The sequence below is a fragment of the Streptomyces sp. NBC_00038 genome, from assembly GCF_026343635.1.
Lineage (GTDB): Bacteria > Actinomycetota > Actinomycetes > Streptomycetales > Streptomycetaceae > Streptomyces.
In genome coordinates, this window is record NZ_JAPELQ010000001.1 from 2473460 (window position 1) to 2500315 (window position 26856).

Genomic DNA, 26856 nt, shown 5'->3' on the forward strand with positions numbered 1-26856 from the left:
GCGTCGCCATTACGGAGCTGTTTCCGGAGCCGCCCCGGCGCCGTCTAGGGTGGGGGCGTGACCTTCCCGTTCTTCCCCGATGACTCCCCCTCCACTCCCCAGTGCTCGGCCAAGGCCTGCCGCGCCGACGCGGAGTGGGTGCTCGCGTGGAACAACCCGAAGCTGCACACTCCGGAGCGCCGCAAGACGTGGCTCGCGTGCGAGGACCACCGCGAGCACCTCTCCAAGTTCCTTGGTGTACGCGGGTTCCTCAAGGACGTGGTGCCCTTGGCGGAGTGGGAGTCGGACTCGGACGAAGCCCGCTAGCCGCCGATCGCCGACATCGGCCGCTCCGGCTGGAGGAACGTCGGGTCGTCCAGGCCGGATCCCGCCTTCTTGCCCCACATCGCGAGCCGCCATATGCGGGCGATCTCCTCGTCGGGGGCGTCCGAGCGCAGGGCGGCGCGCAGGTCGGTCTCCTCGCGGGCGAACAGGCAGGTGCGGACCTGGCCGTCGGCCGTGAGACGCGTACGGTCGCAGGCCGAGCAGAACGGGCGGGTGACCGAGGCGATCACGCCGACGCGGTGCGGGCCGCCGTCGACGAGCCAGCGCTCGGCGGGGGCGGAGCCGCGCTCGGCGGTGCCCTCCTCGGTGAGTTCGAAGCGGGTGCGCAGCGAGGCGAGGATGTCACCGGCGGTGACCATGCCCTCGCGCTTCCAGCCGTGCTGGGCGTCCAGGGGCATCTGCTCGATGAAGCGCAGCTCGTAGTCGTGCTCGACGGCCCAGGCCAGCAGGTCCGGGGCCTCGTTCTCATTGAGGCCCGGCATCAGGACCGTGTTGACCTTGACCGGGGTCAGGCCGGCGTCGCGGGCGGCTTCGAGGCCGTCGATGACGTCCTTGTGGCGGTCACGGCGGGTGAGGGTCTTGAAGGCGTCGGGGCGCAGGGTGTCCAGCGAGACGTTCACCCGGTCCAGGCCCGCCGCCTTCAGGGCCGCGGCCGTGCGCTTGAGGCCGATGCCGTTGGTCGTCAGGGACATCTGGGGGCGGGGTTCCAGGGCGGCGACCCGCTCGACGATGCCGACGAGGCCGGGGCGCAGCAGGGGCTCGCCGCCGGTGAAGCGGACCTCGGTGATGCCGAGGGTGGTGACGGCTATGCCGATGAGGCGGACGATCTCGTCGTCCGTGAGCAGCTCGGACTTGGCAAGCCACTGCAGGCCCTCTTCAGGCATGCAGTACGTGCAACGCAGGTTGCACTTGTCGGTCAGCGAGACGCGCAGGTCGGTGGCCACCCGGCCGTAGGTGTCGATGAGCACGTGGGCCCCCTCCCCTCGATGCGGTTCATTTCTGTCAGACACCAGCGAGCCTACGTGACAGGACTGACATCGTGAGAGGCCCGATCCCACGAGACACGGCGCGGCCGCGTCGTAGAGATCTACGACGCGGCCGTCACCATGGAGTGATCAGTGCGCTCCGGTACCGGTGAGGGAGCGAACCTCCAGCTCGGCGTACTTGCCGGTGTCCGGCTCCTCCTTCGAGAGGAGGGTGCCGAGCCAGCCCAGCAGGAAGCCGACCGGGATCGAGATGATGCCCGGGTTCTCCAGCGGGAACCAGTGGAAGTCGACGTCCGGGAACATCGACGTGGCCTTGCCCGAGACCACCGGTGAGAACAGCACCAGGCCGACCGCCGTGGTGAGACCGCCGTAGATCGACCACAGTGCGCCCTGGGTGGTGAACTTCTTCCAGAAGAGGCTGTAGAGGATCGTCGGCAGGTTGGCGGAGGCGGCGACCGCGAAGGCGAGTGCGACCAGGCCGGCGACGTTCAGGTCGCGGGCGAGGGCGCCGAGCCCGATGGAGACGACGCCGATGGCGACGGTCGCGTAGCGGGCCGCCCTGACCTCTTCCTTCTCGGTGGCCGTGCCCTTCTTGATCACGTTCGCGTAGATGTCGTGCGCGAAGGAGGAGGACGAGGCCAGGGTCAGACCGGCGACGACCGCGAGGATCGTGGCGAAGGCGACCGCCGAGATGGTGGCGAGCAGGATCGCGCCCCAGGCCGAATCGACGCCGCCGAGGTGCAGCGCGAGCAGCGGGGCCGCCGTGTTGCCCGCCTTGTTGGAGGCGATGATCTCGTCCTGCGAGATGAGGGCGGCGGCGCCGAAGCCGAGCGCGATGGTCATCAGGTAGAAGCCGCCGATGATGCCGATCGCCCAGTTCACGGACTTCCGCGCGGCCTTGGCGTTCGGGACCGTGTAGAAGCGGATCAGGATGTGCGGCAGACCGGCCGTACCCAGCACCAGCGCGATGCCCAGCGAGATGAAGTCGATCTTCGACGTGGTCGTGAGGCCGTACTTCAGGCCGGGCTCCAGGAAGGCCGAGCCCTTGCCGCTGTTGCTGGCCGCCGAGCCGAGCAGGTCGGAGATGTTGAAGTTGAACTTGAGCAGCACCAGGAAGGTGATGAGCAGGGTGCCGCCGATGAGCAGGACGGCCTTGACCATCTGCACCCAGGTGGTGCCCTTCATGCCGCCGATCGTCACGTACACGATCATCAGCAGGCCGACGAGCGCGACGATGCCGACCTTGCCCGCGTCGCTGGTGATGCCGAGGAGCAGCGAGACCAGGACGCCCGCGCCCGCCATCTGGGCCAGCAGATAGAAGATCGAGACGACGATCGTGGAGGTGCCTGCCGCCGTACGGACCGGGCGCTGGCGCATCCGGTACGCGAGCACGTCGCCCATCGTGTACTTGCCGGAGTTCCGCAGCGGTTCGGCGACCAGGAGCAGCGCCACCAGCCAGGCGACCAGGAAGCCGATGGAGTACAGGAAGCCGTCGTACCCGAAGAGGGCGATGGCGCCCGCGATGCCGAGGAAGGACGCGGCGGACATGTAGTCGCCGGAGACGGCGAGCCCGTTCTGGAAGGCGCTGAACTGGCGCCCGCCGGCGTAGAAGTCGGCCGCGTCCTTGGTCTGGCGGCCCGCCCAGACGGTGATGACGAGCGTCGCCACGACGAACACCGCGAACAGGGAGATGATCAGCGGCCGGTGCTCGCTGGCTTCACCGGCCGCGAGAACGAACTGGGGGCTCATTCGCCGCCCTCCATCCGGGACTTGATGGCTTCGCCCTTGGGGTCGAGGTTCGCGGCGGCGTGCCGCGAGTACCACCAGGCGATGAGGAACGTGGTGAGGAACTGGGCGAGACCGAGCACCAGGGCGACATTGATGTTGCCGAAGAGCTTGGTGCCCATGAAGTCGCCCGCGTAGTTCGAGAGCAGGACGTACAGCAGGTACCAGGCGATGAAGCCGATGGTCAGCGGGAAGGCGAAGGAGCGGTGGGAGCGGCGCAGTTCACCGAACTCGGCGCTCTCCTGCACCTCGATGAACTCCTGGGTGGAGGGTGCGTGGGGTTCTGTCTTCGAGGGGGGCGGTGCGTCGGTAGCCACGGAGTCTCCTCGCGTTGCGGGTGCGGTGACGACGGTGGACGGGGGCGAGTCGGAGCTCGCGGACGGGGACGGGCTGGGCACGGACATGGCTGTTTCTGACCTCACGTTTACGCGGACCACGTGGTCCGGACGGCGATGTCAGGTGTCCACGGGCGTGATCCAACAGGGGGCACGATCGTGCTGGTGCTCCCTGCTCAACGTCACGGCGCCACGCATGGACCGGTTCAACTCGCATCGTTTCTTTCGGAAGTCGTTCTCGGAAGTCATTGCTGGCCAGGTCGGGCGGGAGGTAGCTTCGGCCTGCACCACTCCGTCATGTACCTGCCCGGGCACCACCCGTGTTCGGGCAGCTCGTTTTCCGGATGATGTGGAGATCCCATGGCTCATCTGCGTTCCAGACGCCGCCTCGCCCTCGCGGTGCCGGTCGTTCTGTCGCTCACCGCCTCGCTCGGCTTCCTGCCGGGTGCCGCCACGGCCGCCCCGCTCGCGGCGACCGCCGCGACCAGCGCGGATGGCCCGGTCCTGCCGTACGTGGTCAACACCAAGGCCGACCACCGCACGGTCGCGTCGGTGAAGAAGGCCATCGCCAAGGCCGGCGGCACCGTCGTCATCGCGTACGAGAAGATCGGTGTGATCGTCGTCCATTCGGCCAACCCGGCCTTCGGCGAGCAGATCCGCAAGGCCCGCGGAGTGCAGTCGGCGGGTGCGACGCGGACGGCGCCGCTGACCGCCGCGGGGACCACGGACGAGGGCGCGGCGCAGATGCTCTCGGCCGCGGACGCCGCCGAGTTGTCGCAGAGCGCCGCGGCGGGCGCGGAGCCCCTCGAGGCCGACCAGTGGGACCTGCGCGCGATCGGCGCCGACAAGGCCGCGAAGATCAACCCGGGCAGCAGGAACGTGACGGTCGCCGTGATCGACACCGGCGTCGACGACACCCACCCGGATCTCGCCCCGAACTTCTCCGCCTCGCAGTCCGCGAACTGCGTGGGCGGCAAGCCGGACACGACGTACGGCGCCTGGCGCCCCGTGGACGCCGACCACTACCACGGCACGCATGTCGCGGGTGAGATCGCCGCGGCCCGCAACGACATCGGTGTGGCGGGCGTCGCGCCGGGTGTGAAGGTCGCGGGCATCACGGTGGCCGAGCCGGACGCCGGCCAGCTCTTCTTCCCGGAGAGCGTCGTCTGCGCCTTCGTGTTCGCCGCCGACCACGGCGTCGAGATCACCAACAACAGCTACTACGTGGACCCGTGGCTCTACAACTGCATGGACGACCCCGACCAGCGGGCGATCGTCGACGCGGTGAACCGGGCCCAGCTGTACGCCCAGAAGAAGGGCACCCTCAATGTGGCCGCGGCGGGCAACTCCAACGACGACCTCGACTCGGACGCCCTCGTCGACGAGTCCAGCCCCGACGACTCGACGCCGGTGCCCCGCACGATAGACCCGCACGAGTGCTTCGACATCCCGACCCAGCTGCCGGGTGTCGTCACGGTGAGCTCGACCGGCGTCAACAGCACCAAGTCGTACTTCTCCAGCTACGGCTACGGTGTCGTCGACGTCGCGGCGCCGGGCGGCGACCGCTACCAGATCCCGGACACGCCGTCGCAGAACGGCCGCATCCTCTCCACGATGCCGAACAACCAGTACGCCTTCCTGCAGGGCACGTCGATGGCGTCGCCGCACGCCGCGGCCGTGGCCGCGCTGCTGAAGTCCAAGTACCCCAAGGCGACCCCGGCCCAGCTGCAGGCGCTCCTCAAGGCCCAGGCCGACAACCCGGGTTGCCCGACCGACCCGTACGACGGGAACGGCGACGGTGTCGTCGACGCCACCTGCGTGGGCGGCAAGCGCCTGAACGGCTTCTACGGGGCCGGGATCATCAACGCGCTGCGGGCGGTCAAGTAGCCGCGGCGACAAGCAGGCCCGACCGGTGCGGGGCGGTGACGCCCCGCACCGGCGTGTCAGGATCCGTCGATCAGTTTCTGCACCTCGGGCGGCAGTTCCTTGTTCGAGTAGACGGCGACTAGCCGCGCGTCCGCAGGCGTGTCGCCGACCGCGATGGCCATCTCGGGTGGGATGCCGTCCACCTCGTAGGCCGTCATCGTGTCCGCCGGCAGGGTCTCGTCCTGACCGCCGGTGTCGTCGCACGCCGGGTGGGTGGCGGTGCCCAGCTTTCCGCCGGCCTTGAACGTCACGTCCGCGACGTCCTCGTACGTCCGGTCCTGGTACAGGATCCGGTAGGCGCAGGACGCCGCCCCGTCGCCGTCACTGCTGCTGCTCGTCGTGCACGCCGCGACTGCCACGGCCAACGCCGTCAACATCAGTGGCAGAACCGCGGATCGCCCGGACCATCTCATCGACGCCTCCATGGGGGCTGCCTAGTAGACACTGCGCAGCGCCAGGATCTCGCCCTTGCCGAGCGTCCTGGCGATCGTCTTGCACCTGAACGAATCCGTGTACATGGTGAGGTTCTCGTGCCCCGCCCCGACATGACCGAGCCCGAAGATGTGTCCGGCCTCGTGCGTACCGACGGAGCGGACGTCGAAGTACCTGTTCGCGCAAGTGCTGGTCGGCTTGTTCGTGAAGTCCTTGTCGTACGTGTTGAAACGGACGTCGGCCTCACGCAGATCGTTCTTCACCCCCGGCATCGACCAAGTGTACGAACAGGTCGTGGCGACGGCGGTGTCCTTGATGTCGCCGGCGTCCCACACGCTCAGGCCGTCCTGGCCGGTGCACTGGCTGCTCTTGTTGACGCTCGCCTCCCGGCTGGTGGTGGCCAGGTAGTTCTCCTTGGCGCCGACCGAGTCGGTGTAGCCGCAGTTGTTGTAGCTGTCGGTGATGTTGTCGAGGGCGTCCATGAACACGTATATGGCGTCGTTCTTGGACAGCCCGGCGGGCAGACCGCCGTCGCCGATGTACCAGGTGTAGGTGCCGTACTCCTTGCGGTCGTCCGTCTTGTACGCGCCGTCGCTGCAGGCCGACGGGGAGGCGGCGGCGTCCACGTCGGCCACCTCGGCCTCGGTGGAGGAGTCAGCGGAGTCGGTGACCGTGTCCGCCTCCGCCGGGACGTCGGACGCCGGGTCGGGTGTCGTCGACTCGGGCATGTCGTAGCCGGCGGTGGAGGAGTCCGCGGTGGCTCCCTCGAGGAGGTAGGAGATCTTGCCGTCCGCCGCGACCTCCAGCGTGAACCCGTGTGACTCGCCGTCCACGGTGAGCATGTCGACGCTCACGGCCATGCCCGGCTCGGGCACGGTCACACCGGCACCGTCGTGGACGACGACCCGTCCGACCGCGCCGCATGTGATCACGGACGAACCGGTGGGCAGTTGCTCGACGCCCAGTTCCCCCGTCTCGGGAAGCTTGCACTCGGTCGTACCCGCCTGTGCGCTGCCGGCGAAGGCCGACAATCCGGCCACGAGCGCGAACGCCATGACCGATCTTCCTACGAGCCCTGGGTTTCTCCCAGCCACTCTCCACCCCCTGAACTCGGCTCCGCCGTACGGGACTTGATCAATGTCAGTGGAGAGTAGTCACCAATTGATCGCAAAACTTTCACAGTTCAAGACAAATGATCGCGCAGCGAAGGACGGGCTCTCCGGCGCGACTTCTGCGCCGGACGGCTGTTCACGGCGGTGCGCCGGCATGCGGAGCCATGGCCGACGCCCGGTCGTCGTCCGCAAGCCTGAACATGCCCTGCTGTCTCTGCCGATTCCGGTTGGTGTTCCGCTGCTTCCCGTTCCGCCCGCGGGTCGCCCGTGCCGACGTACCGGGCGGATTCCGGAACATCCGAAACGTGGGGAGGCAGGACAGCGGGCCGGAACGGCCTGTTCCCGACTCACGGAATCCCGCCCCGGCATGCCTTCGCTGTCACCCCGGGTCGACATATTGATTCAGTACACCCGGCATAGTGCCTCTATGACTGCTGAGGACACCGAGTTCGTCTGGTCGGCCCTGGGTGGCGATCCCGCCCTGGTCCCGCGGATCTCGAACGTCGCACGGGGTGGGGTGCTGGAAGCACGGCTGCCCGTACGGGAGTTGGCGCGGGCCTGTGTCGGGGCCTGCGCGCTGGCGGGCGCCGAGCTGGGGGCGCTGCGGGCAGGGCTCGCCGACGTGCCCGAGGTGCGGGTCGACGACGGGGCCGTCGCCACGGCGTTCGTGAGTGAGCGGCATCTGCTGGTCGACGGGCGGGCGCCGGTGAACTTCGCGCCGCTGTCCCGGTTCTGGCGCGCTGCGGACGGCTGGGTGCGGACGCACGCGAACTATCCGCATCACCGGGCGCGGTTGCTGGGCGCGCTCGGGCTGCCCGGGGACGCGTCGGTGGACGCCGTCGCCGGTCGCCTCGCGGAGCGGTCCGCCGTGGACGTGGAGGACACGGTGTGCGCGGCCGGGGGCCTCGCCGTCGCCCTGCGTACGGCGAAGGAGTGGGCGGCCCACGAGCAGGGGGCGGCGGTGGCGCGCAGGCCGCTGCTGAGCCGGGAGCGGGTCGGCGACGCGCCGGTACGCATGCTCGCGCCGCTCGCCGGTGATCCGCTGCTGCCCGCGGCGGGCGTACGCGTCCTGGACCTCACGCGGGTCATCGCGGGCCCGGTCGCGACCCGTACGCTCGCCCTGCTGGGCGCCGACGTCCTGCGCGTGGACTCGCCGCGACTGCCCGAACTCCCCGACCAGCACGCCGACACGGGCTTCGGCAAGCGGTCCGCCTCCCTCGATCTCGACCTCCCCGGCGACCGGGAGGCCTTCGAGGAGCTGCTCGCCGGGGCCGACGTCGTCGTCACCGGCTACCGGCCCGGCGCCCTGGACCGGTTCGGGCTCACCTCCGAGGCGCTGGCCGAGCGGCGGCCGGGGCTGGTGGTGGCGCAGCTGTCGGCGTGGGGCGGGTACGGGCCGTGGGCGGGGCGGCGGGGCTTCGACAGTCTGGTGCAGGTGGCCACCGGGATCGCGGTGACGGAGGGTTCGGTGGAGCGGCCCGGCGCGCTCCCCGCGCAGGCCCTCGACCACGGCACGGGGTATCTGCTGGCCGCCGCGGTGCTGCGTTCGCTCACCGAGCAGGCGGAGGAGGGCGGGACCCGGCTCGTACGGCTGGCGCTGGCGCAGACGGCGGCGTGGCTGGTGGGCGGGCTCGCCCCCGGGCCCGCGGACGGCTCGTACGAACCGGGTCCCTGGCTCGCCGAGACCGACAGCGACCTGGGGCGTCTGCGGTACGCCCGGCCACCGGTGTCCTTCGCGGGCGGGCCGCACGACTGGGCACGGCCGCCGGTTCCGCTGGGGACGGACTCGGCCCGCTGGGCCCGGGCCTGAACCGCCCGGACGACGGACGTACGGTTCTGAGTCGCCCGCCGACCGGAGACGTACCCATGGGCGGAATGCCGTTCCGCCAGTTGTTTCCCTGCACTTGCCCCGATCTGTGACAACTGGTGAAGATCTTGAGGTGACGTTGATAAGACCCACCGCCGAGGTGGCCGACGCGAACGAGCCGGCGCGGCGCGGCGCCACCGGACGGGCCGTGGCCCTGCTCGCCCTGGTGGCGGTGGCGGCCCTGATCCCGCTGCTCGGCCCGCGCACCGCGCTGGACGGCACCGGAGAGGCCGCGGCCCCCGGCGCCGGGGGCATCGCCCTGCTGCGCGCGGTGCTGTTCGCGGCGCTGTGCGTCCCCGCGGGCGAACTGTTCGCGGCCCGGCTGGCCCGCCACGTGGGTGCGCCTCTGGAGGACGCGCCCCGCAGTTGGGCACCGTTCGCCGCGGCCGCCGGTTTCGTGGCCGCGCTCGGTCTTGCCTCGGTCGTGGCCACCGGGAATCTGCTGCCCCATCACCTCTCCGACATGGACGTCGGCGGGCTCTACCAGACCCGGGAGGGCAAGCTCGCGCTCCTGGAGGTCAACGCGTTCGGGGTGGCCGGCCTCTGCGCCTTCTACCGCCGCCCCGCCCTCCAGGTGTGGCCGCTGGCCGCGGTGGCCGTCGCGGAGGCGCTGCGCGCCCACCCCCCGACGGAGGACAGCCCACTGGTCGGCTCCGGCTTGACGCTCGTGCACGTGATCTGCGCGGCGCTGTGGGTGGGCGGTCTGCTGTACGTCCTGCGGATGCTGCGCACACTGCGGAAATCGGGTCCTACGGAGACGGGGATCGCGCTGCTCGGCCTCTACGCGCGCGTGGCGGCCGTCCTGTTCGCGGTGCTCACCGCGACGGGCACCTGGAGCGCGCTGCGCCGGATGCCGCCCGGGACGGTCCTGGACCAGCTGACGACGACGGCGTACGGGCGGACACTGCTCGCCAAGATGCTCCTGGTGCTCGCCGTGGCCGTCCTGGCCCTGTGGGCGCGCCTGCGGCTGCGCCGGGCCACGGACCCGCTCAGCGCCTGCTCCCCCGCGCGCGCGGAGGTCCTGGCACTGGGCATGGTCGTCGTGGTCTCGGGCGTACTGACGGCGCTGCCGCTGCCGATCCGGTGGTGAGCCCGACGGACGGCGCCAGCCCGCTGACCAGCGCCTTGCCCGGCGAACGGCGTCAGTTGGTGACGAGCACCTTGAGAGCCGTGCGCTCGTCCATCGCCTTGTAGCCCTCGGGCACGTCCTCGATGCCGACCGTCCGGTCGAAGACGGGCGACGGGTCGATGGTCCCGTCGAGGATGTCGGGCAGCAGCTCCGGGATGTACGCGCGCACCGGCGCGACCCCGCCCCGCAGGGCGACGTTCCGGTCGAACATCACGCCCAGATCCAGCCCCGTACCGCTGCCGTGCGGAACCCCGACGAAGCCGATGGCGCCGCCGTCGCGGGCGATGTTCACGGCCGTCTTCATGGACTGCTCGGTCCCGACCGCCTCGACGACACAGTGCGCGCCCTGGCCCCGGGTCAGCTCCCGGACGGCCTCGACGGCCGCGTCGCCGCGCTCGGCGACGATGTCCGTGGCTCCGAAGAGGCGCGCGATGTCGGTGCGCACCTGGTGGCGGCCGAGCGCGATGATCCGCTCGGCGCCGAGCCGTTTGGCGGCCAGCACGGCGCACAGCCCGACGGCGCCGTCCCCGACGACGGCGACGGTGGAGCCCTTCCGGACCCCCGCGCCGAGCGCCGCGTGATGGCCGGTGCCCATCACGTCGGACAGCGTGAGCAGCGCCGACAGGAGGTGGTCGTCCGAGGCCGCGTCCTTGGGCAGTTGTACGAGGGTGCCGTCGGCGTAGGGGACGCGGACGGCCTCGCCCTGCCCGCCGTCGTACCCGACGGCACCCCAGAAGCCGCCGTGCTCGCAGGAGGTGGTGAGCCCTTCTCGGCAGTAGTCGCACACTCCGTCGGACCACATGAAGGGGGCCACGACCAGGTCGCCGCGCTTGACGCCGGTCACCTCGGAGCCGGTCTCCTCGACGATGCCGAGGAACTCGTGCCCGATCCGCTGCCCCGGCTGCCGGGCCGCCTCGCCGCGGTAGGCCCACAGGTCGCTGCCGCAGATGCAGGACCGCAGCACCCGCACGACCGCGTCGGTGGGCAGCTGCACCACGGGCTCGGGCACGTCCTCCACGCGCATGTCGTACGGGGCGTGGATGGTGGTGGCGCGCATGGCGAGGGTCCTTCTCGTGCGGGGCGACGGTGAGATGCGCTCAGGGGGTGGTTGAGCGCATCTCACCGTACGCCGCCATCGGCGCCGAACGCGCGCCGAGGGTGCCCAGCACGCCGTTGACCAGCAGGAACTGGGCGGCGACGTACGTGAGCATGATCCAGAAGTCGGGCCTGGGGAGCTGCGGCCAGTCGGCGACCCCGGTCGCGATGAGCGTGTCGGAGAGCATGAAGAGGGCGCCGCCCACACCCGCTACGGGCCCCAGCCGTGTCGCGCCGTACGCCATCGCGGTCAGCAGCAGGCTGTATCCGGCGACGGGGAGGCGCAGTTCGGCGGGCAGGCCGGGCCACAGCAGGGTGACGGTGGCGGCGAGGGCGATGCCGTACGCACCGGCGAGCCATGCTCCACGCGCGCGTGGAGCGCTCTTGAAGAGCGCGAGGTAACAGACGTGCCCCGCCGCGAAGGACGCCATCCCCGCGAGGAAGGCGGGTTCGGCGTCGAGGAGGAGCAGGGTGTCGCCGCCCCAGCCGAAGAGCAGCGCGGCGATGAGCAGCCGGGGTCCGCCGCGTGCGGCCGCATGGGCGGCGAGGAGGGGCATCAGGAGAGGCTTCGCGAGCATGTGCCCGGGGTCGAAGTCCGCGGCCAGGGAGACGAGGTCCGCGGCAGCCGCCGCGCCGAAGGAGACGAGGAGCACGCGCGCGAGGCGTGGGTTCACGCGACGGGCTCCGTGACCGGCGTCTTCGGAGCGGCCGCCGGCGCGGGCTGCCAGCCGGGCCCGCGGAAGACCCGCCCCGCCCGCTCGCGCCAACTGCCCGCCGCCTTCAGGTCCCTGGCGATGGCGGCGTACTCGTGGGTGGCGACGCGCAGGGGGTTGTACGTGGAGATGTTCTTGGTGAGCCCGTAGACGGGCCGCTCGGTCTCCTCGGTGAACGACCCGAAGAGGCGGTCCCAGACGATGAGGATGCCCCCGAAGTTGCGGTCCAGATAGCCGCCTTGGGAGGCGTGGTGGACGCGGTGGTGGGAGGGCGTGTTGAAGACGAACTCGAAGGCCCGGGGCAGCTTGTCGATGCGCTCGGTGTGGATCCAGAACTGGTAGACGAGGTTCGCGGACGAGCAGAACGCGAGCGCCGCCGGATGCACGCCGAGGGCGATGAGCGGGACGTAGAAGGGCCAGACGGTCCAGGTCGTCCAGGGCTGGCGCAGGGCGGTGGTGAGGTTGAACTTCCGGCTGGAGTGGTGCACGACGTGGCAGGCCCAGAGGATGCGGATGACGTGATGCCCGCGGTGCGACCAGTAGTAGAAGAAGTCCTGTCCGAGCAGCATCAGCGGGACGGTCCACCACAGGACGGGGACGCTCAGGGGCGTCAGTTCGTAGATCGCCGTGTAGAGGGCGACGATCGGGATCTTCCACAGGAAGTCGAAGGCGAGGGAGCCGAGTCCCATGCCGACGCTCGTCGCGGCGTCCTTCGCCTCGTACCCCGCGGCGTCCTCGTCGGGATGGATCCTGACGCTCACCATCTCGATCACGGTGAGCAGCAGGAAGGCGGGTATCGACCACAGCACGACATCGGGCAGGTTCGGCATGGGTGAACCGTAGGACCGCTGGTGAGCCCCGGCTAGGGGTTGTTACCGACAAGTATTACCGGCGGTACGCGCTTACTTCTTGGTGATCTCCGCCAATGGCCGGGGCTCTGCGCGAGGGCCCCGGCCGGATTCACCCCAGCAAGACCCCCGCCGCGTACGTCACCGCCATCGCCAGCCCGCCCCCGACCACGTTCCGCAGCACCGCCCGCCGCGGGTCCGCCGCCCCAAGGCCCGCGCTCGCCCACCCGGTGAGGACCAGGGCGGCGAGGACCGACACCACGGTGACGGGCACGCGCCAGTCGCTCGGCGGGAGGACGATCGCGAGCAGCGGCAGGAGCGCGCCGACCGTGAACGACAGGAAGCTCGCCCAGGCCGCGTTCCACGGGTTGGTGAGGTCGTCGGGGTCGATGCCGAGCTCCACGCGCGCGTGGGCCCTGAACGCGTCCCGCTCGGTGAGTTGCTCGGCCGCCTCGCGGGCCACGTCCCGGGTCAGACCCCGCTCCTCCAGGAGTTCGGTCAGTTCCTCGAGTTCGGCCTCCGGCTGTTCCCGAAGCTCCCGTCTCTCCAGCTCCAGCGCGGCCTTCTCGGAGTCCCGCTGTGTGGACACCGACACGTACTCGCCCGCCGCCATCGACATGGACCCGGCCAGCAGGCCCGCGAGCCCCGCCGTGAGCAGCGTCTGGCGGTCGCTGGTGGCGCCGGCCACGCCGACGACGATGCCCGCGGTGGAGATGATGCCGTCGTTGGCGCCCAGGACGGCGGCCCGCAGCCAGTTGAGCCGTGAACCGAGGCTGCCGCCGTGCGCCTCGTCGTGCGTAGGTTCCGTCACACGGGGAGGATCGCACCCCGGGCGCCACCGGTGACGTATCGACCCGTCACCACACCCGTACCGATCCTCCCTTCGCGAACACCGGGCTCGTGGCGTCCGCCGGCGGCTCCCCCAGCGGCTCCGCCAGCTCCTCCACGGTCGGTCCCACCTTGGCCGCGATCGGGTCAAGGAAGCCGAGGTCGAAGCCGTACACGCGGGCCGCGTTGCCGCCCACCATCGCCGCGATCTCCTCCTGCGGCAGACCCGCGTACGCGATCCGCAGGCCCTCCCGGGAGTAGGGGTGGGTGCCCTCGTCGTGCGGGTAGTCGCTCCCCCACATGATCTTGTCGAGCCCGATGCGGTCGCGCAGCGGCACCTCGTGGGGGCGCATGAAGCTCGCGCCGACCCAGCAGTTGTCGCGCCAGACCTGCGAGGGCCCCTTGCCCATCGAAGCCGCCAGGCCCGCGCCGAACTTGGACTCCGCGGTGGACGACCTCGTCGCCGCTGCCACCAGTCGGCCGTGGTAGTAGTCGAGCATGTCGAGCACGCCCGGAATCCAGCCGGAGCCCTGCTCGGTCAGGACGAGCCGCAGCTCCGGGTGGCGGCGGAACGCGCCCCCGAACACCAGGTGCCACAGCGCCCGGTGCGAGAACCAGGTCGTCTCCACCATGAAGACAGCACGCGCGGCGGGCTCGTCCCCCAGTGGCGGCGAGGCCGAGCCCGCGTGGTGGTTCACGGGCACGCCGAGCTCCGCGCACACCGCCCAGATCGGGTCGTACGTCGACGAGTAGAGCTCGGGCAGGCCCGAGCCCGGGGGTGTGCCGGGCAGCATCAGCCCGCCCTTGAGCCCCGCGCCGGCGGCCCACCGGATCTCCTTCACCGCTTCGTCCACGTCGTTCAGCAGGATCTGGAAGACGCCCGCGCGGCGGCCCGGCGCGGCGGCGCAGAAGTCGGCGAGCCAGCGGTTGTGGGCCCGCAGCCCGGCCCACCGGCGCTCGAACTCCTCCGCCGTCGGCGCGGGCGCCATCAGGGAGGCCGACGGGAAGAACGGCGGGATCGTGTTCGGGAAGACGACCTCCGCGACGATCCCGTCCGCCTCCAGCTCGGCAAGGCGCCGTTCGGAGTTCCAGTTCCTGTCGGCCGTGTCGGCGAGCAGGTCCTCGTACGGGTTGACGTAGGTGGCCGCCCAGGAGTCGAAGTCCTCGTGGTGCTCCTTGGCCAGGTACGGCCGGTAGTCCAGGAGGTCGGCGCCCGCATGGCAGTCGGCCGAGACGACGGTGTAGCGATCGTTCACGGGGTCACCCCCAGAGTCGGGAAGTCGTGGTCGGTGAGCCAGTGGCGGCCCACCTCGCGCGAGCGCGCCCAGGACGCCTCGACGGCCGACTGGTGGTCGGACTGGCCGAGTTCGGCGGGGGTCGGGCCGATGCGCCGGGCGAGCGGGGTCAGTTGTTCGACATCGAAGCCGAAGACCTCCGCCGCCGCGAGGCCGAGCATGCGGCGGGTCTCCTCGACCGGTATGTCGTGGAAGGTTTTCGACAGCCACGCGCGCGTGTCGGGCCAGGTGCCTTCGGGGTGCGGGAAATCGCTGCCCCAGAGGATGTTGTCGACGCCGATCTCGTACCGCTGGGCCAGTTCACGGCGCTTGGTGTTCGTCGCGCAGATGAAGACCTGACGGTCCAGATACTCGTGCGGGGGCCGCTTCAGCTCCGCGAAGGGCGACAGCTTCTTGCCGCCGTGCGCACCCAGGTAGAGGCGGTCCATGAACCAGAGGAGGTTCGGCAGCCACCAGCAACCCGACTCCGCCACCCCGAACTTGAGCCCCGGATGACGCTCGAAGACCCCCGCCCAGAGGAGGAACCACAGCGGCCGGGCGGGCCACCAGGTCACCTCGCTCACATAGATGCCCAGGTGGTCGCCGTACTCGTGGCGTGGCGCGGCCCCGGAGTGGGTCACCACCGGCATGCCGCACTCGGCCGCCGCCGCCCACACCGGGTCGTAACGGCGGTCGTGGTACGGCGCCTTGTCGACCCACATGGAGGGGATCATCAGGGCGCCGAGCCCCGACTCCTTGGCGCGGTACACCTCGCCCACGACCCGCGCGACGTCGCCGGTGATGGGCAACAGGGCGACCCCGCAGTGCCGTTCGGGGTTCTGCCCGACGAACTCCGCGAGCCAGCGGTTGTGCGCCTGCGCGCCCGCCATGCCCAGCTCCGGGTCCTGGTCGCCGGAGAGCCCGAGGCCCACACCGAAGGGAGCGGCCGTCCGGCTGTCCACCGCGTCCGCGTCGGGGAAGACCACCTCGGCGGCCACCCCGTCGCCGTCGAGCTCCTTGAGCCGCTGCGCGCTGTCCCAACCGCCCTTCAGGCCCTCCTCGTTGTCCTGGAACCACTTGTCCGCGAACGCCTCGTTCCGGACACCGAGCCGCGTCATCTCCTCGCGGCGCGCGTCACGCCCCGCGAGGAACTCGTCGAAGGCCCGGTGGAAGCGGGCGTCCAGATAGGGCCGGTACTCCTCGGTGGGGAGGCCCGCGTGGCAGTCGGAGGAGATGATCAGGTACGGGTCCTGCGGGTCCGTCATCACGACTCCCTCAATCCAGAATGAAGTTCTCCAGGTACGCCGGATCGGCCCGGTCCAGCATCGATTGCGACCTCGCCCGGATCTGCCGGTCGCTGTGCTCGCTCTCGGGCAGCAGCCAGAAGCGGTCGGCACGGATGCCGTCCGCCACCAGGTCGGCGACCTGCTCGACCGGCGTGAACCGCACCTCCTGGCCCGCCTCCTTCATCGCGGCCTCCCACTGGTCGAGGCTGCGGTACGGGGTCTTCCTGGGCCGCTCCTTGGCGTACCGCGTCGGCCGGTTGCGGTGCGACTCCCACAGGCCCGTACGCAGCATGTGGGGCCCGGGGAAGAGCACGGAGGCGCCCACGCGCGCGTGCTCCGCCCTGAGGTGCGCGTACAGCGACTCGGTCATCGTCACGACGGCCGCCTTGGTCACGGCGTACACGGAGGCGGTGGGCAGCGGGGCGATCCCGCCGTCGCCCGACGAGGTGTTGACCACGTGCCCCGGCTCGCCCGAGGCGATCATCCGCGGCACGAACGCCTGGATGCCGTGGAAGACGCCCCAGACGTTGACGGCGAACGCCCACTTCCAGTCGTTCGGGTCGTGCTCCCACATCCGGCCCTCGGCTCCGGAGCCGACACCGGCGTTGTTGCACAGCACGTGCACCGCGCCGTACGTCTCGTACGCGTCCTCGGCGAGCGCCAGGACCTCCGCGCGCTCCCCGACGTCCACCACGCGCGCGTGCACCTCGGCCCCGTCCTCCCGCAGCCCGGAAGCGGCCTTCTCCAGGGCCCCTTCCTCGACGTCCGCGAGCACCACCTTCAGCCCGTCGGCGGCGAACCGCCGCGCCATCGCGAGCCCGATGCCGCTCGCCGCGCCGGTGACGACGGCGACCTGCCCTTCGCGCAGCTCCATCAGACGCTCCCCTCGGGCGGCCCGTCGAGGATCTGCTGCGGATCGTCGTAGCGCTGGTGGATATACGGCAACAGGGCCTGGGCGCTCACACGTTCGGCGACCCGGCCCCGCTGGTCGGTGGTCTTCTCGCCGAGGGTGATCTCGACGAGCCGCCGTACGGGGAGGTCGGCGACCGGGTCGTACATCGACTCGCGCAGCACGACGTCCCCGGTCACGCGCTCCAGCTTGCGCACCTTCTCGTTGCGCACGCAGTGCACGAGGACCGGCTCGGCGTCGAAGCCCGAACCGTCCACCGCGGGAAGGAACTTGAAGTAGAAGTCGGTCTTCTGGGCGGGCTCGGGCAGCGGCAGGTCACCGCTGACGGCGCCGCGTACCTCTACGAACGCGATGCCGTGCCGGGCCAGTGAGGCGCGTACGACGAGACCCTCGCGCTCGACGGTCACCTCGCCGAGCTTCTTGGGCTCCCCGAAGACCTCGCGCCCGCCGATGAGGGCCCGTTCATGGGTCATCGGCATGACGAGCGGGTACCAGCCCTCGACGCCGTCGTGCGCGGCGGCGACCGCGAACGAGCCCGCGCCCAGCGGGTATCCGGGCAGGTCGACCTTGCTGATGTTGACCCGCACCAGGGGCCGCCCGGTGGGTTTGAGCGGGGGCGGCAGGACCGCCGCGACCGCGTCCGGGTCGCTCTCCCAGACGGCGACCACGCCGGTCGACCAGATGTCGGGGAGCTTGGAGCTCGCTGTGCGCGCGGCGGCGATCTCCGCCTCGGTCCGTGCGCCGTACCTCACTCGTGCCATGTCTCGTACCGCCCTTCGCAGGCCGTCGTCCACCGGGCGCGCAGCACGTTGGCACCAGGCGGGCCAAAGGTCCATAGCCATGCGCACCGGGCTTCGCTCCGATCCCGCGCGGGCGGGACTCGGGAGAAACCCGCGCAACTCCCCGCGCTCGCCGCACGGGCCGCCCGCGCCGTGCGCTTCTGACGGGTACTCCGAAGAGTGCGGAGTCGGGGACGGGACTGTCAGTCGCGCCCCGTATTCTCAGTGACCATGCTCGAAGACCTGACCACCGCAGCGTCCCCAGTCTCCTGGCCGGCCGCGTATCCACAGGGGTACGCGGTCGTCGACGTGGAGACCACAGGCCTGGCCCGGGACGACCGGATAATCTCGGCGGCCGTCTACCGGCTGGACGCGCGCGGTGAGGTCGAGGACCACTGGTACACGATGGTCAACCCGGAGCGGGATCCGGGCCCTGTGTGGATCCACGGCCTGACGAGCGACGTACTCGAAGGCGCCCCGCTCTTCCCGGAGATCGCCGAGGAGTTCGCCGCCCGGCTCGCGGACCGCGTGCTCGTCGCGCACAACGCGGTCTTCGACTGGTCGATGATCGCGCGGGAGTACGCACGCGCTGAGCGTGAGGCGCCGGTACGCCAGCGGCTGTGCACCATCGCGCTCTCCAAGGAGCTGGGACTTCCGCTGCCCAACCACAAGCTGGAGTCGCTCGCCGCGCACTTCGGTGTCGTACAGCAGCGGGCGCACCACGCTCTGGACGACGCGCGCGTGCTGGCCGAGGCGTTCCGGCCGAGCCTGCAGGCCGCCGCGCACCGCGGTGTCCGGCTGCCCCTCCTCGAATGCCGTCCGCTCACGGAGTGGTCCTCCGCCCCGTCGATCGGGCGGCAGCAGTCCGGCAGTTACCCGTCCGGGAGTTGGCGGCCCTCACGCAAGCGCCCCGCCTGCCCCTATCCCAACCCGGGCCGTTACGAAGAGGACAAACCACTCAAGCAGGGCATGCGGATCGCGTTCTCCGGAGACACCTCCGTCGACCGCGAACTGCTGGAGGACCGCGCCGTCGAGGCCGGGCTGCATGTCGCGACGAGCCTGTCCCGGCTCACCAGCCTGCTCGTCACGAACGACCCGGACTCCAGTACGTCGAAGGTGGTCAAGGCCAGGCAGTTCGGGACGCCGGTGATCGACGAGGCGGCGTTCGGGCAGCTGCTGCGGGATGTGGAGCCGGCGTCAGGGCGGCGGGCCTGACCGAGGTGGGCCCGTCAGACGGGTGATTGCGGGGCGACTCGCCCGGCGTCCGCTCGCCCGCGCCGCCTCGGCGCCCCACCCTGTGGCGCATGGCGAGATGTGAAGTATGTGGCAATGACTACGGCATGTCGTTCGAGGTGCACGCGCAGGGCGTGGTGCACGTCTTCGACTGCTTCTCCTGCGCGATCCACCGGATGGCCCCCATCTGCGAGCACTGTCGCGTCCAGATCATCGGCCAGGGGGTCGAGGTCGAGGGCCACTGGTTCTGCGGCGGGCACTGCGCCCGCGCGGAGGGGAAGGTGGGGATCATCGACAAGGTCTGAGCCTCCCCCGGAGCCGGGCTCCGCGCCCGGTTCGACGCGTACCCCCCTCAAAACGCCCCACGACCGAGTTGTACGGTCGTGGGGTGTACCGCTTCCTGTTGTCCCGGCAGTGGGTGATTCTCACCCTCCTGGCCCTCGCGCTCATCCCCACGATGATCAAGCTGGGCTTCTGGCAGCTGCACCGCCATGAGCACAAGGTGGCGCTCAACACGGTGATCGCCAACTCCCTCGGCGCCACTCCGGTGCCCGCCGAGTCGCTCACCGCGCCGGGGCAGACCGTCACGCACGACGACCTCTACCGCCGGGTGACCGCGAAGGGCCACTTCGACACCGCGCACGAGGAGGTCGTACGCCGTCGCACCAACTCCGACGGTGAGGTCGGCTACCACGTCCTGACCCCGTTCGTCCTGGACGACGGCCGGGTCCTCGTGGTCAACCGGGGCTGGATCGCGGCGGACGGCGCGCAGAGCGCGTTCCCGAAGATCCCGGCGCCCGCGACGGGCGAGATCACCGTCACCGGACGGCTGATGCCCGACGAGACGACCGCCGAGAGCGGCATCAAGAACGTCCAGGGCCTGCCCGACCGCATGGTCATGCTGATCAACAGCGAGCAGGAGTCGAAGCGGCTCGGCAAGCAGGTCCTCGGCGGCTACGTCGAGCAGACCGCCCCGACACCCAAGGGCGACATCCCCGAGCTGATCCCCGCCCCCGAGCACAACGACATCGGTCCGCACATGGCGTACGCGGTCCAGTGGTGGCTCTTCTCGACGGGCGTCCCCGTGGGCTGGGTGATCCTGGTCCGTCGCGAACGCCGTGACCGGGCGGAGGCAGCGGCGGCGCAGGCCACACCGGAGACGGCTCCGGCACCCGTCTAGCACCGGAGCCCGGTCCGCGGAGCCCGGGGACCTGCATCCACGCCACTCTGGCGGCCCGATTGACCGGCCTCCCGCTCGGGAACCCGTCCACCGTGCAACGACGCATCGAGGACTACGCGCTCATCGGGGACGAACAGACCGCCGCGCTGGTAGGACGGGACGGCTCCGTCGACTGGCTGTGTCTGCCACGGTTCGACTCCGCGGCCTGCTTCGCCGCACTCCTCGGCGGCGACGAGCACGGCCACTGGCGGATGGCGCCCAAGGGTGCGGGCGACTGCACCCGGCGCGCCTACCGGCCCGACACACTGGTGCTCGACACCGAGTGGGACACGGACGAGGGCTCGGTCCGGGTGACCGACCTGATGCCGCAGCGCGACCGCTCCCCCGATCTCGTACGCATCGTCGAGGGACTGAGCGGCCGGGTGACCATGCGCGGTCTGCTCCGGCTGCGCTTCGACTACGGCCTCGTCGTGCCGTGGATGCGCCGGGCGGACGGCCATCGGGTGGCGGTCGCCGGACCGGACGCGGTGTGGCTGCGCAGCGAGCCGCCCGTGCACACCTGGGGCAAGGACTTCCGCACCCACTCGGAGTTCACGGTCGCCGAGGGCGAGAAGGTCGCCTTCGTCCTGACCTGGCATCCCTCGCACCGGCCGCGCCCGCCGCTCTGCGATCCCTTCGAGGCGCTGCGCGTCAGCGTCGAGGACTGGCAGGCCTGGTCGGCACGCTGCCGTTACGACGGCCCGCACCGGGACATCGTCATGCGCTCCCTGATCACCCTCAAGGCCCTCACCTACGAGCCGACCGGCGGCATCGTGGCCGCCCCCACCACCTCGCTGCCCGAAGAGCTGGGCGGCGTCCGTAACTGGGACTACCGCTACTGCTGGCTGCGCGACTCCACCCTCACGCTCGGCGCGCTCCTGTCGGCCGGCTACCACGAGGAGGCCGAGGCCTGGCGCGACTGGCTGCTGCGCGCGGTCGCGGGCGATCCGGCGGACCTGCAGATCATGTACGGCCTCTCCGGCGAGCGCCGGCTGACCGAGTACGAGATCCCCTGGCTGCCCGGCTTCGCCCGCTCGAGCCCGGTCCGGATCGGCAACGACGCCGTCAACCAGTTGCAGCTGGACGTGTACGGCGAGGTCATCGACTCGCTCTCGCTGGCCCGGAGTTCGGGCATGCCCGTCAAACCGCACATGTGGCGGGTCCAGGTCGCGCTGATGGAGTTCCTGCGCACCGCGTGGCGGCAGCCGGACGAGGGGATCTGGGAAGTGCGCGGCCCGCGCCGGCACTTCGTGTACTCGAAGGTGATGGCCTGGGTGGCCGCCGACCGCGCCGTACGCGCCCTGGAGGACGACCCGAGACTCGGCGGAGACCTGAACGGCTGGCGTGCCATGCGGGACGAGGTGCACCAGGAGGTGTGCGAGCGCGGCTACGACCCGGAGCGGAACACCTTCACGCAGTCCTACGGTTCGCGCGAGCTGGACGCCTCACTGCTGCTCATCCCCCGCGTCGGCTTCCTGCCGCCCGACGATCCCCGGGTGATCGGCACGGTCGACGCGGTCCGCGACGAGCTCGGCCACAGCGGTTTCCTGCGCCGCTACAGCGTCGAGGAGAGCGAGGTCGACGGACTCCCGGGGGGCGAGGGCACCTTCCTTGCCTGCTCGTTCTGGCTCGCGGAGGCGCTGCATCTGACGGGCCGTACGCGGGAGGCGCGCGAGCTGTTCGAGCGGCTGGTGGCGCTGGCCAACGACGTGGGTTTGCTCGCCGAGGAGTACGACCCGCTCGCCGGCCGCCAGCTGGGCAACTTCCCGCAGGCGTTCAGCCATATCGGCCTGGTGAGCACCGCCCTCGCCCTGTTCGGGGGCGAGGGGACAGAATAGGGGCCATGGATCTTGGACTGAAGGACCGTGTGTACGTCGTCACGGGAGCCACCCGTGGCCTGGGCAACGCCGCCGCGCGTGAACTCGTCGCCGACGGCGCGAAGGTGGTCATCACCGGGCGCGACGAGAAGACCGTCACCGAGGCGGCGACCGCGCTCGGCCCGAACGCGGTCGGGGTGGCCGCCGACAATGCCGACCCCGCGGCCGCCGCTGGGCTCATCAAGGCGGCACGGCAGCACTTCCACCGCTTCGACGGCATCCTGATCAGCGTCGGCGGCCCGGCTCCCGGGTTCGTCGCGGACAACACGGACGAGCAGTGGACGGCCGCGTTCGAGTCCGTCTTCCTCGGCGCGGTCCGGCTGGCCCGCACCGCCGCCGCGGAGCTCGGCGAGGGCGGCGTCATCGGCTTCGTGCTCTCCGCCTCCGTGCACGAGCCGATCCCGGGTCTGACGATCTCCAACGGGCTGCGCCCCGGCCTCGCCGGCTTCGCCAAATCCCTCGCGGACGAGCTGGGCCCGCGCGGCATCCGCGTCCTCGGCCTGCTCCCGTCCCGCATCGACACGGACCGCGTCCGCGAGCTGGACGGCCTCTCGCCCGACCCGGACGCGACCCGCGCGGCCAACGAGTCCCGCATCCCGCTGCGGCGCTACGGCACTCCGGACGAGTTCGGCCGCACGGCCGCGTTCCTGCTCTCCCCGGCGGCGTCGTACCTGACGGGCATCATGCTGCCGGTGGACGGCGGCATGCGGAGCGGGTTCTAGGGACTCTGTCCGCGAGGCTCAACTCACGCGCTCGGCACGGTGTTTGACCCCGCGGAGGCGCACCTCGGCGGGGAGCGCGGCAAGGCCCGCCGAGTCGCGTGCGTGCGCGAGCGCCTCCGTGGTCAGCGAGTGCAGCGCCTGCCCCGGGTCCACGTGTGGTTCAAGGAGCAGCTGCACACGCGCCTCGGGGCCGCTGCGCCGCCCGGTCAGATGGACCTGCGCCCGCTGGACGCCGTCCAACTGCCCGGCCTCATCGGCCAGTACGCCCTCCAGGGCCCGCCCGCGCAGCAGCGCACCCTCGCCGTCGCCGGTGTCGACGAGCACCTCGGCGAGCCGGCGCCGCCGCAGCACCGCCGACAGCCACCACAGGGCGAGCAGCACGAGCAGCGCGAGGACGGAGATGACCACCGGCCACCACCAGCCCTCGTCCCGCCACCGCGCGCGGTCCGCGTCGCTGAGCAGCACGTCGTGCCGCCCGTCGTGGATCCACCACGAAGGCGGGTTCGCACCCAGCCCCACCGCGAGCACCGAGCCGCCGAGGACGAACAGCGCCAGCCCGATGACGCCCAGGAGTACGCGGTTGACGATCCGGAGCATCCGTCTCATCCCTTCCGGCGGGGGCGGGCGACGTGCACCGACAGGGCGGGCGGCCGGGAAAGGCCGAGCCCCTTGATGCCGTCGGCGAGGGTGGCGTCCAAGTCGGCGCGTACGTCGTCGAGTTCACGGAAGTGGGAGACCGCCCGGACGTCGACCTTCTTCCGTCCCGTACGGACGCGGACCGACTGGACTCCGGCGACCTCCATGGCCCGGTCGCGCAGCGCGGTCGCGGCGGCGTCCCGGTACAGACCGGCCCGTACGTCGGCGTGGGTGCGCCGCATCGGCAGTACGTCGCGCAGTCCCGGCGTCGCCGCCAGGACGATCAGCCAGAGCCCGACGGCCGTGGCCACTCCGGCGCCGACGAGCACCCAGGTGTCGTCGAGGGGGCGTTCGGCGAGCTGTTGGGCCAGCGACCTGCGCCAGTGCATGGCGGGCCGGTCGGCGCGTACGGCCGCGACGTCGTACAGGAAGGCACCCGCGCCGACGAGGACAAGCACCGCGAGAATCCCCGCGGGGACGCGGCGCGCCGACCAGAAGCGGCCTTCTCCCCCGCCTTCGTCATCGAGGGTGGGCAGCGGTTCGTAGGCCGCCGCGGAAGCGGACTGGCCGAGTTCGGTCTCGGCGGCCTTCTCCAACACGGGCAGCCCTTGGGTACTGCCCTCGGATCCCTGGGACTCGCTCATTGCGTCCTCCCGTGTGCCGCGCCGGGCGCCTGCACCAGATGCAGCCGCTCCACCTGGACGGCCACCTCCGGTACTTCCATCCCCGCCAACGCATCTACCCGCTCGGCGACATGACGACGCACCGCATTGCACCGGCCACCGATGTCGGAGGGATAGTCGAGTTCGAGGCTGACGCGGATGCGGGCGGTGTCGTGGTGTACGACGACCGTGGCGTGCGGGGGCGCGGCGTCAGGGGGCAGCGCATCCAGCACCTCGCGCGCAGCCTGCCCGGCGATCTTCGCCACGACCCGGTCGGCGATCCGGGTCGCGCCCCGCTCGGCCGGCGCGATGTCCGTAGCTCGCCGCCGTAGCTCACCGAGCCGGTCGGGCTGAGAGGGCACGCGTCACCGCCGCCGGTCGTCGCGGGAACGGAAGAAGTCACCGACGTCCAGGTCCCCTTCGAGGAACCGACCGACGACGAAGCCGATGGCACCGAGGGCCGCCACCAGGAGGAAGGCCCCGAAGCCCCCGAAGTACCCGGCGAAGCCCAGCGCCATTCCGGCGATCATGCCGATCACGGCCAAGCTCATGGTGCGCTCCTCAGCAGTTCTGTGGCTGGTTCGAGCGGATTGGTGGCTGGTTCGAGCGGTCTGGTGGCGGGGTTGGTCTATTCAGCGTCCAGGGTGTCACTGGAGTCGCGACTCCGGCTCCTCGTCCTCTTCGTCCGGCAGCTTCACGTCGCTGACGGCGATGTTGACCTCGACGACCTCGAGTCCGGTCATGCGCTCGACGGCCGCGATGACGTTCTCCCGCACGGCGCGGGCCACGTCCGCGATCGACACGCCGTAATCGACGACGATCTCCAGGTCGAGCGCGGTCTGCAGCTCCCCGACCTCGGCCTTGACACCCCGCGAGACGGACTTGGTACCGCCGGGCACCCGGTCCCGCACCGCCCCGAAGGTCCTGCTGAGCCCGCTTCCCATCGCATGCACGCCGAGTACGTCGCGGGCCGCGAGCCCGGCGATCTTCTCCACCACTCCGTCCGCGATGGTGGTCCGCCCGCGGGTCGCGGGGTCACCACCGCCACGCTTGGTGGGCTTGCGCGTCCCCAGCGGCTCTTTCTCGCCGTCGGGGGTCTCCGGCCGCTTCCGCTCCGTCATGTCGGTCATCGCCGTACATCCCTTTCGGTCGTCGTCCTTCGCCCACAGTAAGTGGGGTTGCCCGCTCCCGCGCCGGGGATGCGGCAGGCTGGAGCAATGACGGCGGACGGGTGGGCTCAGGTTGTACGGCATCAGCTCGGACTCGGCAGGCTGCTGCCCCTCGGCGGCCCGCGCGACGGCGCGTGGATCACGGAGGGCGCCGCCGACTCCGTACTGCGGCACGCGGCGGCTCCCGTACGCGGAGTACGCCTCGGCACGCTCCGGATCGCGCTCGCCGACCCCGACCAGTCGTACGAGCCCGCGGTGCCCCCGCCGCCCAGCGCGCTGCCGCCGGGCCCCCTCCGCATCACCGCGGAGTTCACGGCCTCGGCGGACCCCACGGCCCCCGGCGTCGAACCTCTCCCGACGACGGCGGCCCGCCTGCGCCAGTCCCTGGCCACGGCGGCCACGGAACGGCTCGGTCTGACGGTCACGGAGGTGGACCTACGGGTCACGGGCCTGGACGCCAACGAAACCCCCGCGGCCGTACCGCGGGACGACGAGCACCCGGCCGCCGAGCCGACGGGCGCCGACGAATCCCGGGTCGCCATCGCCACCCTGTCCGTCCCGGGCGTGATCCACCTGACGGACACTTTGGGACGCCCGGTACACATCCAGGACTCCCGGGGTGGCGACTCAGCCCTGCCACGCCGCCACGTCCGCATCGAAGTGGCAGTCTCCGGCCGAGCCCTCGATGTGGCCCGAGAGGTCAGAACAGCAGTCACAAACACCCTGAAGGACACCCCATCAGTGGCGGTACTGGTAACCACGGCCCACTAGAGAAGCCCCTTCAGGGGCGCGGGGAACTGCGCGACCAGCCCCCACCGGCCCGCAGCCGGCGAACGGCCTCAGTCCCCCACACCGGCAAGGTCGCGCAGGCGGCGAGCCTGAGCGGCACGCTCGGCGCCACGCTGCTCCTCGTAGGTACGATCCTGCACCCCGCGCAACAACGCCTTCGTCTCAACGACGGCATCCCGCGGCGCCGCAACCAACGCCCCGACGAGGTCCCGTACCGCGTCATCAAGCTGCCCACCGGGCACCGCAAGGTTGGCAAGCCCCGTGCGCTCGGCCTCCTCGGCCAACACGAACCGCCCCGTCGCGCAGATTTCCAGCGCACGGGCATACCCCACGAGGCTCACCAGCGGATGCGTCCCGGTGAGGTCGGGCACAAGGCCCAGGCTGGTCTCGCGCATGGCGAACTGCACGTCGTCCGCGACGACGCGCAGGTCACAAGCGAGGGCAAGCTGGAACCCCGCACCGATGGCATGCCCCTGGACGGCGGCGATGGACACGAGGTCGCTGCGCCGCCACCAGGTGAACGCCTCCTGGTACTCGGCGATGGTCGCGTCCAGCTCCGCGTCGGAGCCGCGCGCGAGGTCGATGAACGACGGCTCGCCGTCGAAGCCCTCGGGCGTGAACGCCTGCCGGTCGAGCCCCGCGGAGAAGGACTTGCCCTCGGCGCGCAGCACAACCACACGGACGGTGCCCGGCAGTGACCGACCGGCCTGCGTCAACGCCCGCCACAGCGCGGGACTCTGGGCGTTGCGCTTGGCCGCGTTGGTCAGCGTCACCGTGGCGACCGAATCGTCGACGGTGAGCCGTACGCCGTCCTTGTCGAGAACGGGGTCGAGCGAAGCCATGGACGCCTCCGATGCGTGCGGTCAGAGCGGATGCCGAATGACGACATCCTTAAGTGACTGCACAGTAACCACCCGGTC

At 71.1% G+C, this 26856-nt stretch carries 29 protein-coding genes; 10 read left to right on the top strand and 19 right to left on the bottom strand.

Annotated features, from left to right (window positions below):
• Window positions 1–57 precede the first annotated feature (57 nt).
• A complete protein-coding gene (locus OG219_RS11440; RefSeq protein WP_266825511.1) occupies window positions 58–306 on the top strand; it encodes a hypothetical protein in 249 nt (82 codons plus the stop codon).
• Here OG219_RS11440 and moaA read toward each other — a convergent pair.
• The 3 genes from moaA to OG219_RS11455 all read right to left on the bottom strand — a co-directional run bounded on the left by moaA (window position 303) and on the right by OG219_RS11455 (window position 3412).
• A complete protein-coding gene (gene moaA, locus OG219_RS11445) occupies window positions 303–1292 on the bottom strand; it encodes a GTP 3',8-cyclase MoaA (RefSeq protein WP_266825513.1) in 990 nt (329 codons plus the stop codon). The two genes, OG219_RS11440 and moaA, sit on opposite strands and share 4 nt — an antisense overlap.
• A 147-nt stretch (window positions 1293–1439) precedes the next feature.
• The gene (locus tag OG219_RS11450; protein ID WP_266825515.1) at window positions 1440–3059 is read right to left on the bottom strand and encodes a cation acetate symporter; all 1620 of its coding nucleotides are present in this window, start codon (window positions 3057–3059) and stop codon (window positions 1440–1442) included.
• Window positions 3056–3412 (bottom strand): DUF485 domain-containing protein, encoded by a 357-nt coding sequence (locus OG219_RS11455; RefSeq protein ID WP_266466317.1) that lies wholly within the window; start codon window positions 3410–3412, stop codon window positions 3056–3058. Before OG219_RS11455 ends, OG219_RS11450 begins: the two co-directional genes overlap by 4 nt.
• Window positions 3413–3790: 378 nt before the next feature.
• On the opposite strand from OG219_RS11455, the gene OG219_RS11460 reads away from it, so the two are divergent.
• Window positions 3791–5317 carry a S8 family serine peptidase gene (locus OG219_RS11460; protein ID WP_266825517.1) on the top strand — a complete coding sequence of 509 codons (1527 nt, stop codon included), beginning with the start codon at window positions 3791–3793 and terminating at the stop codon, window positions 5315–5317.
• 56 nt (window positions 5318–5373) lie between these two features.
• Here OG219_RS11460 and OG219_RS11465 read toward each other — a convergent pair whose 3' ends face one another.
• Entirely contained in the window at window positions 5374–5715 is a 342-nt protein-coding gene (locus tag OG219_RS11465; protein ID WP_266836064.1) for a DUF6281 family protein, read from the bottom strand.
• Between the two features lie 75 nt (window positions 5716–5790).
• Window positions 5791–6843: a peptidase M10 gene (locus tag OG219_RS11470; protein WP_266825519.1), complete on the bottom strand. Its 1053-nt coding sequence runs from the start codon at window positions 6841–6843 to the stop codon at window positions 5791–5793.
• A 484-nt stretch (window positions 6844–7327) separates the two neighbouring features.
• Between OG219_RS11470 and OG219_RS11475 the strand changes: the two genes are divergently transcribed.
• Both OG219_RS11475 and OG219_RS11480 read left to right on the top strand, forming a co-directional pair.
• Window positions 7328–8710, top strand: a complete 1383-nt coding sequence (locus OG219_RS11475; protein ID WP_266825521.1) for a CoA transferase — start codon at window positions 7328–7330, stop codon at window positions 8708–8710.
• A 136-nt stretch (window positions 8711–8846) separates the two neighbouring features.
• Window positions 8847–9857: a CopD family protein gene (locus tag OG219_RS11480; protein ID WP_266836065.1), complete on the top strand. Its 1011-nt coding sequence runs from the start codon at window positions 8847–8849 to the stop codon at window positions 9855–9857.
• Window positions 9858–9909: 52 nt separating this feature from the next.
• Here OG219_RS11480 and OG219_RS11485 read toward each other — a convergent pair whose 3' ends face one another.
• The 8 genes from OG219_RS11485 to OG219_RS11520 all read right to left on the bottom strand — a co-directional run bounded on the left by OG219_RS11485 (window position 9910) and on the right by OG219_RS11520 (window position 17611).
• Window positions 9910–10953, bottom strand: a complete 1044-nt coding sequence (locus OG219_RS11485; RefSeq protein ID WP_266825523.1) for a zinc-dependent alcohol dehydrogenase family protein — start codon at window positions 10951–10953, stop codon at window positions 9910–9912.
• Window positions 10954–10993: 40 nt separating this feature from the next.
• The gene (locus OG219_RS11490; RefSeq protein ID WP_266825525.1) at window positions 10994–11665 is read right to left on the bottom strand and encodes a lysoplasmalogenase; all 672 of its coding nucleotides are present in this window, start codon (window positions 11663–11665) and stop codon (window positions 10994–10996) included.
• A complete protein-coding gene (locus OG219_RS11495; protein WP_266825527.1) occupies window positions 11662–12534 on the bottom strand; it encodes a sterol desaturase family protein in 873 nt (290 codons plus the stop codon). Before OG219_RS11495 ends, OG219_RS11490 begins: the two co-directional genes overlap by 4 nt.
• Window positions 12535–12664: 130 nt before the next feature.
• Window positions 12665–13363 (bottom strand): VIT family protein, encoded by a 699-nt coding sequence (locus tag OG219_RS11500; RefSeq protein WP_266825529.1) that lies wholly within the window; start codon window positions 13361–13363, stop codon window positions 12665–12667.
• A 46-nt stretch (window positions 13364–13409) separates the two neighbouring features.
• Entirely contained in the window at window positions 13410–14636 is a 1227-nt protein-coding gene (locus OG219_RS11505; protein WP_266825531.1) for an amidohydrolase family protein, read from the bottom strand.
• Window positions 14633–15919, bottom strand: coding sequence for an amidohydrolase family protein (locus OG219_RS11510; protein WP_266825533.1), 1287 nt, complete (start codon window positions 15917–15919; stop codon window positions 14633–14635). Before OG219_RS11510 ends, OG219_RS11505 begins: the two co-directional genes overlap by 4 nt.
• Window positions 15920–15929: 10 nt before the next feature.
• A complete protein-coding gene (locus OG219_RS11515; protein WP_266825535.1) occupies window positions 15930–16814 on the bottom strand; it encodes an SDR family NAD(P)-dependent oxidoreductase in 885 nt (294 codons plus the stop codon).
• A complete protein-coding gene (locus OG219_RS11520) occupies window positions 16814–17611 on the bottom strand; it encodes an acetoacetate decarboxylase family protein (protein ID WP_266825537.1) in 798 nt (265 codons plus the stop codon). The genes OG219_RS11515 and OG219_RS11520 overlap by 1 nt, the downstream gene beginning before the upstream one ends.
• A gap of 249 nt (window positions 17612–17860) precedes the next feature.
• On the opposite strand from OG219_RS11520, the gene OG219_RS11525 reads away from it, so the two are divergent.
• The 5 genes from OG219_RS11525 to OG219_RS11545 all read left to right on the top strand — a co-directional run bounded on the left by OG219_RS11525 (window position 17861) and on the right by OG219_RS11545 (window position 22680).
• Window positions 17861–18844: a DEDDh family exonuclease gene (locus OG219_RS11525; protein WP_266825539.1), complete on the top strand. Its 984-nt coding sequence runs from the start codon at window positions 17861–17863 to the stop codon at window positions 18842–18844.
• An 89-nt stretch (window positions 18845–18933) separates the two neighbouring features.
• Window positions 18934–19167, top strand: a complete 234-nt coding sequence (locus OG219_RS11530; protein WP_266825541.1) for a hypothetical protein — start codon at window positions 18934–18936, stop codon at window positions 19165–19167.
• 83 nt (window positions 19168–19250) lie between these two features.
• Window positions 19251–20042, top strand: coding sequence for an SURF1 family protein (locus OG219_RS11535; RefSeq protein WP_266825543.1), 792 nt, complete (start codon window positions 19251–19253; stop codon window positions 20040–20042).
• 92 nt (window positions 20043–20134) lie between these two features.
• Entirely contained in the window at window positions 20135–21919 is a 1785-nt protein-coding gene (locus OG219_RS11540) for a glycoside hydrolase family 15 protein (RefSeq protein WP_266825545.1), read from the top strand.
• A 5-nt stretch (window positions 21920–21924) separates the two neighbouring features.
• Window positions 21925–22680, top strand: coding sequence for an SDR family oxidoreductase (locus tag OG219_RS11545; RefSeq protein ID WP_266825547.1), 756 nt, complete (start codon window positions 21925–21927; stop codon window positions 22678–22680).
• An 18-nt stretch (window positions 22681–22698) separates the two neighbouring features.
• Here the strand turns inward: OG219_RS11545 and amaP are convergent, their stop codons facing one another.
• The 5 genes from amaP to OG219_RS11570 form a co-directional block, all read right to left on the bottom strand.
• A complete protein-coding gene (gene amaP, locus OG219_RS11550; RefSeq protein ID WP_266825548.1) occupies window positions 22699–23277 on the bottom strand; it encodes an alkaline shock response membrane anchor protein AmaP in 579 nt (192 codons plus the stop codon).
• 5 nt (window positions 23278–23282) lie between these two features.
• Window positions 23283–23960, bottom strand: a complete 678-nt coding sequence (locus tag OG219_RS11555) for a DUF6286 domain-containing protein (RefSeq protein WP_266825550.1) — start codon at window positions 23958–23960, stop codon at window positions 23283–23285.
• Window positions 23957–24340 carry an Asp23/Gls24 family envelope stress response protein gene (locus tag OG219_RS11560; protein ID WP_266825552.1) on the bottom strand — a complete coding sequence of 128 codons (384 nt, stop codon included), beginning with the start codon at window positions 24338–24340 and terminating at the stop codon, window positions 23957–23959. Before OG219_RS11560 ends, OG219_RS11555 begins: the two co-directional genes overlap by 4 nt.
• A 3-nt stretch (window positions 24341–24343) precedes the next feature.
• Window positions 24344–24529: a hypothetical protein gene (locus tag OG219_RS11565; RefSeq protein WP_266466246.1), complete on the bottom strand. Its 186-nt coding sequence runs from the start codon at window positions 24527–24529 to the stop codon at window positions 24344–24346.
• A 96-nt stretch (window positions 24530–24625) separates the two neighbouring features.
• A complete protein-coding gene (locus OG219_RS11570; RefSeq protein ID WP_266825554.1) occupies window positions 24626–25108 on the bottom strand; it encodes an Asp23/Gls24 family envelope stress response protein in 483 nt (160 codons plus the stop codon).
• An 87-nt stretch (window positions 25109–25195) separates the two neighbouring features.
• Between OG219_RS11570 and OG219_RS11575 the strand changes: the two genes are divergently transcribed.
• Window positions 25196–25918, top strand: coding sequence for a nucleopolyhedrovirus P10 family protein (locus OG219_RS11575; RefSeq protein ID WP_266825556.1), 723 nt, complete (start codon window positions 25196–25198; stop codon window positions 25916–25918).
• Window positions 25919–25986: 68 nt separating this feature from the next.
• Here OG219_RS11575 and OG219_RS11580 read toward each other — a convergent pair whose 3' ends face one another.
• Window positions 25987–26778 carry an enoyl-CoA hydratase/isomerase family protein gene (locus OG219_RS11580; RefSeq protein ID WP_266825558.1) on the bottom strand — a complete coding sequence of 264 codons (792 nt, stop codon included), beginning with the start codon at window positions 26776–26778 and terminating at the stop codon, window positions 25987–25989.
• Window positions 26779–26856: the final 78 nt, after the last annotated feature.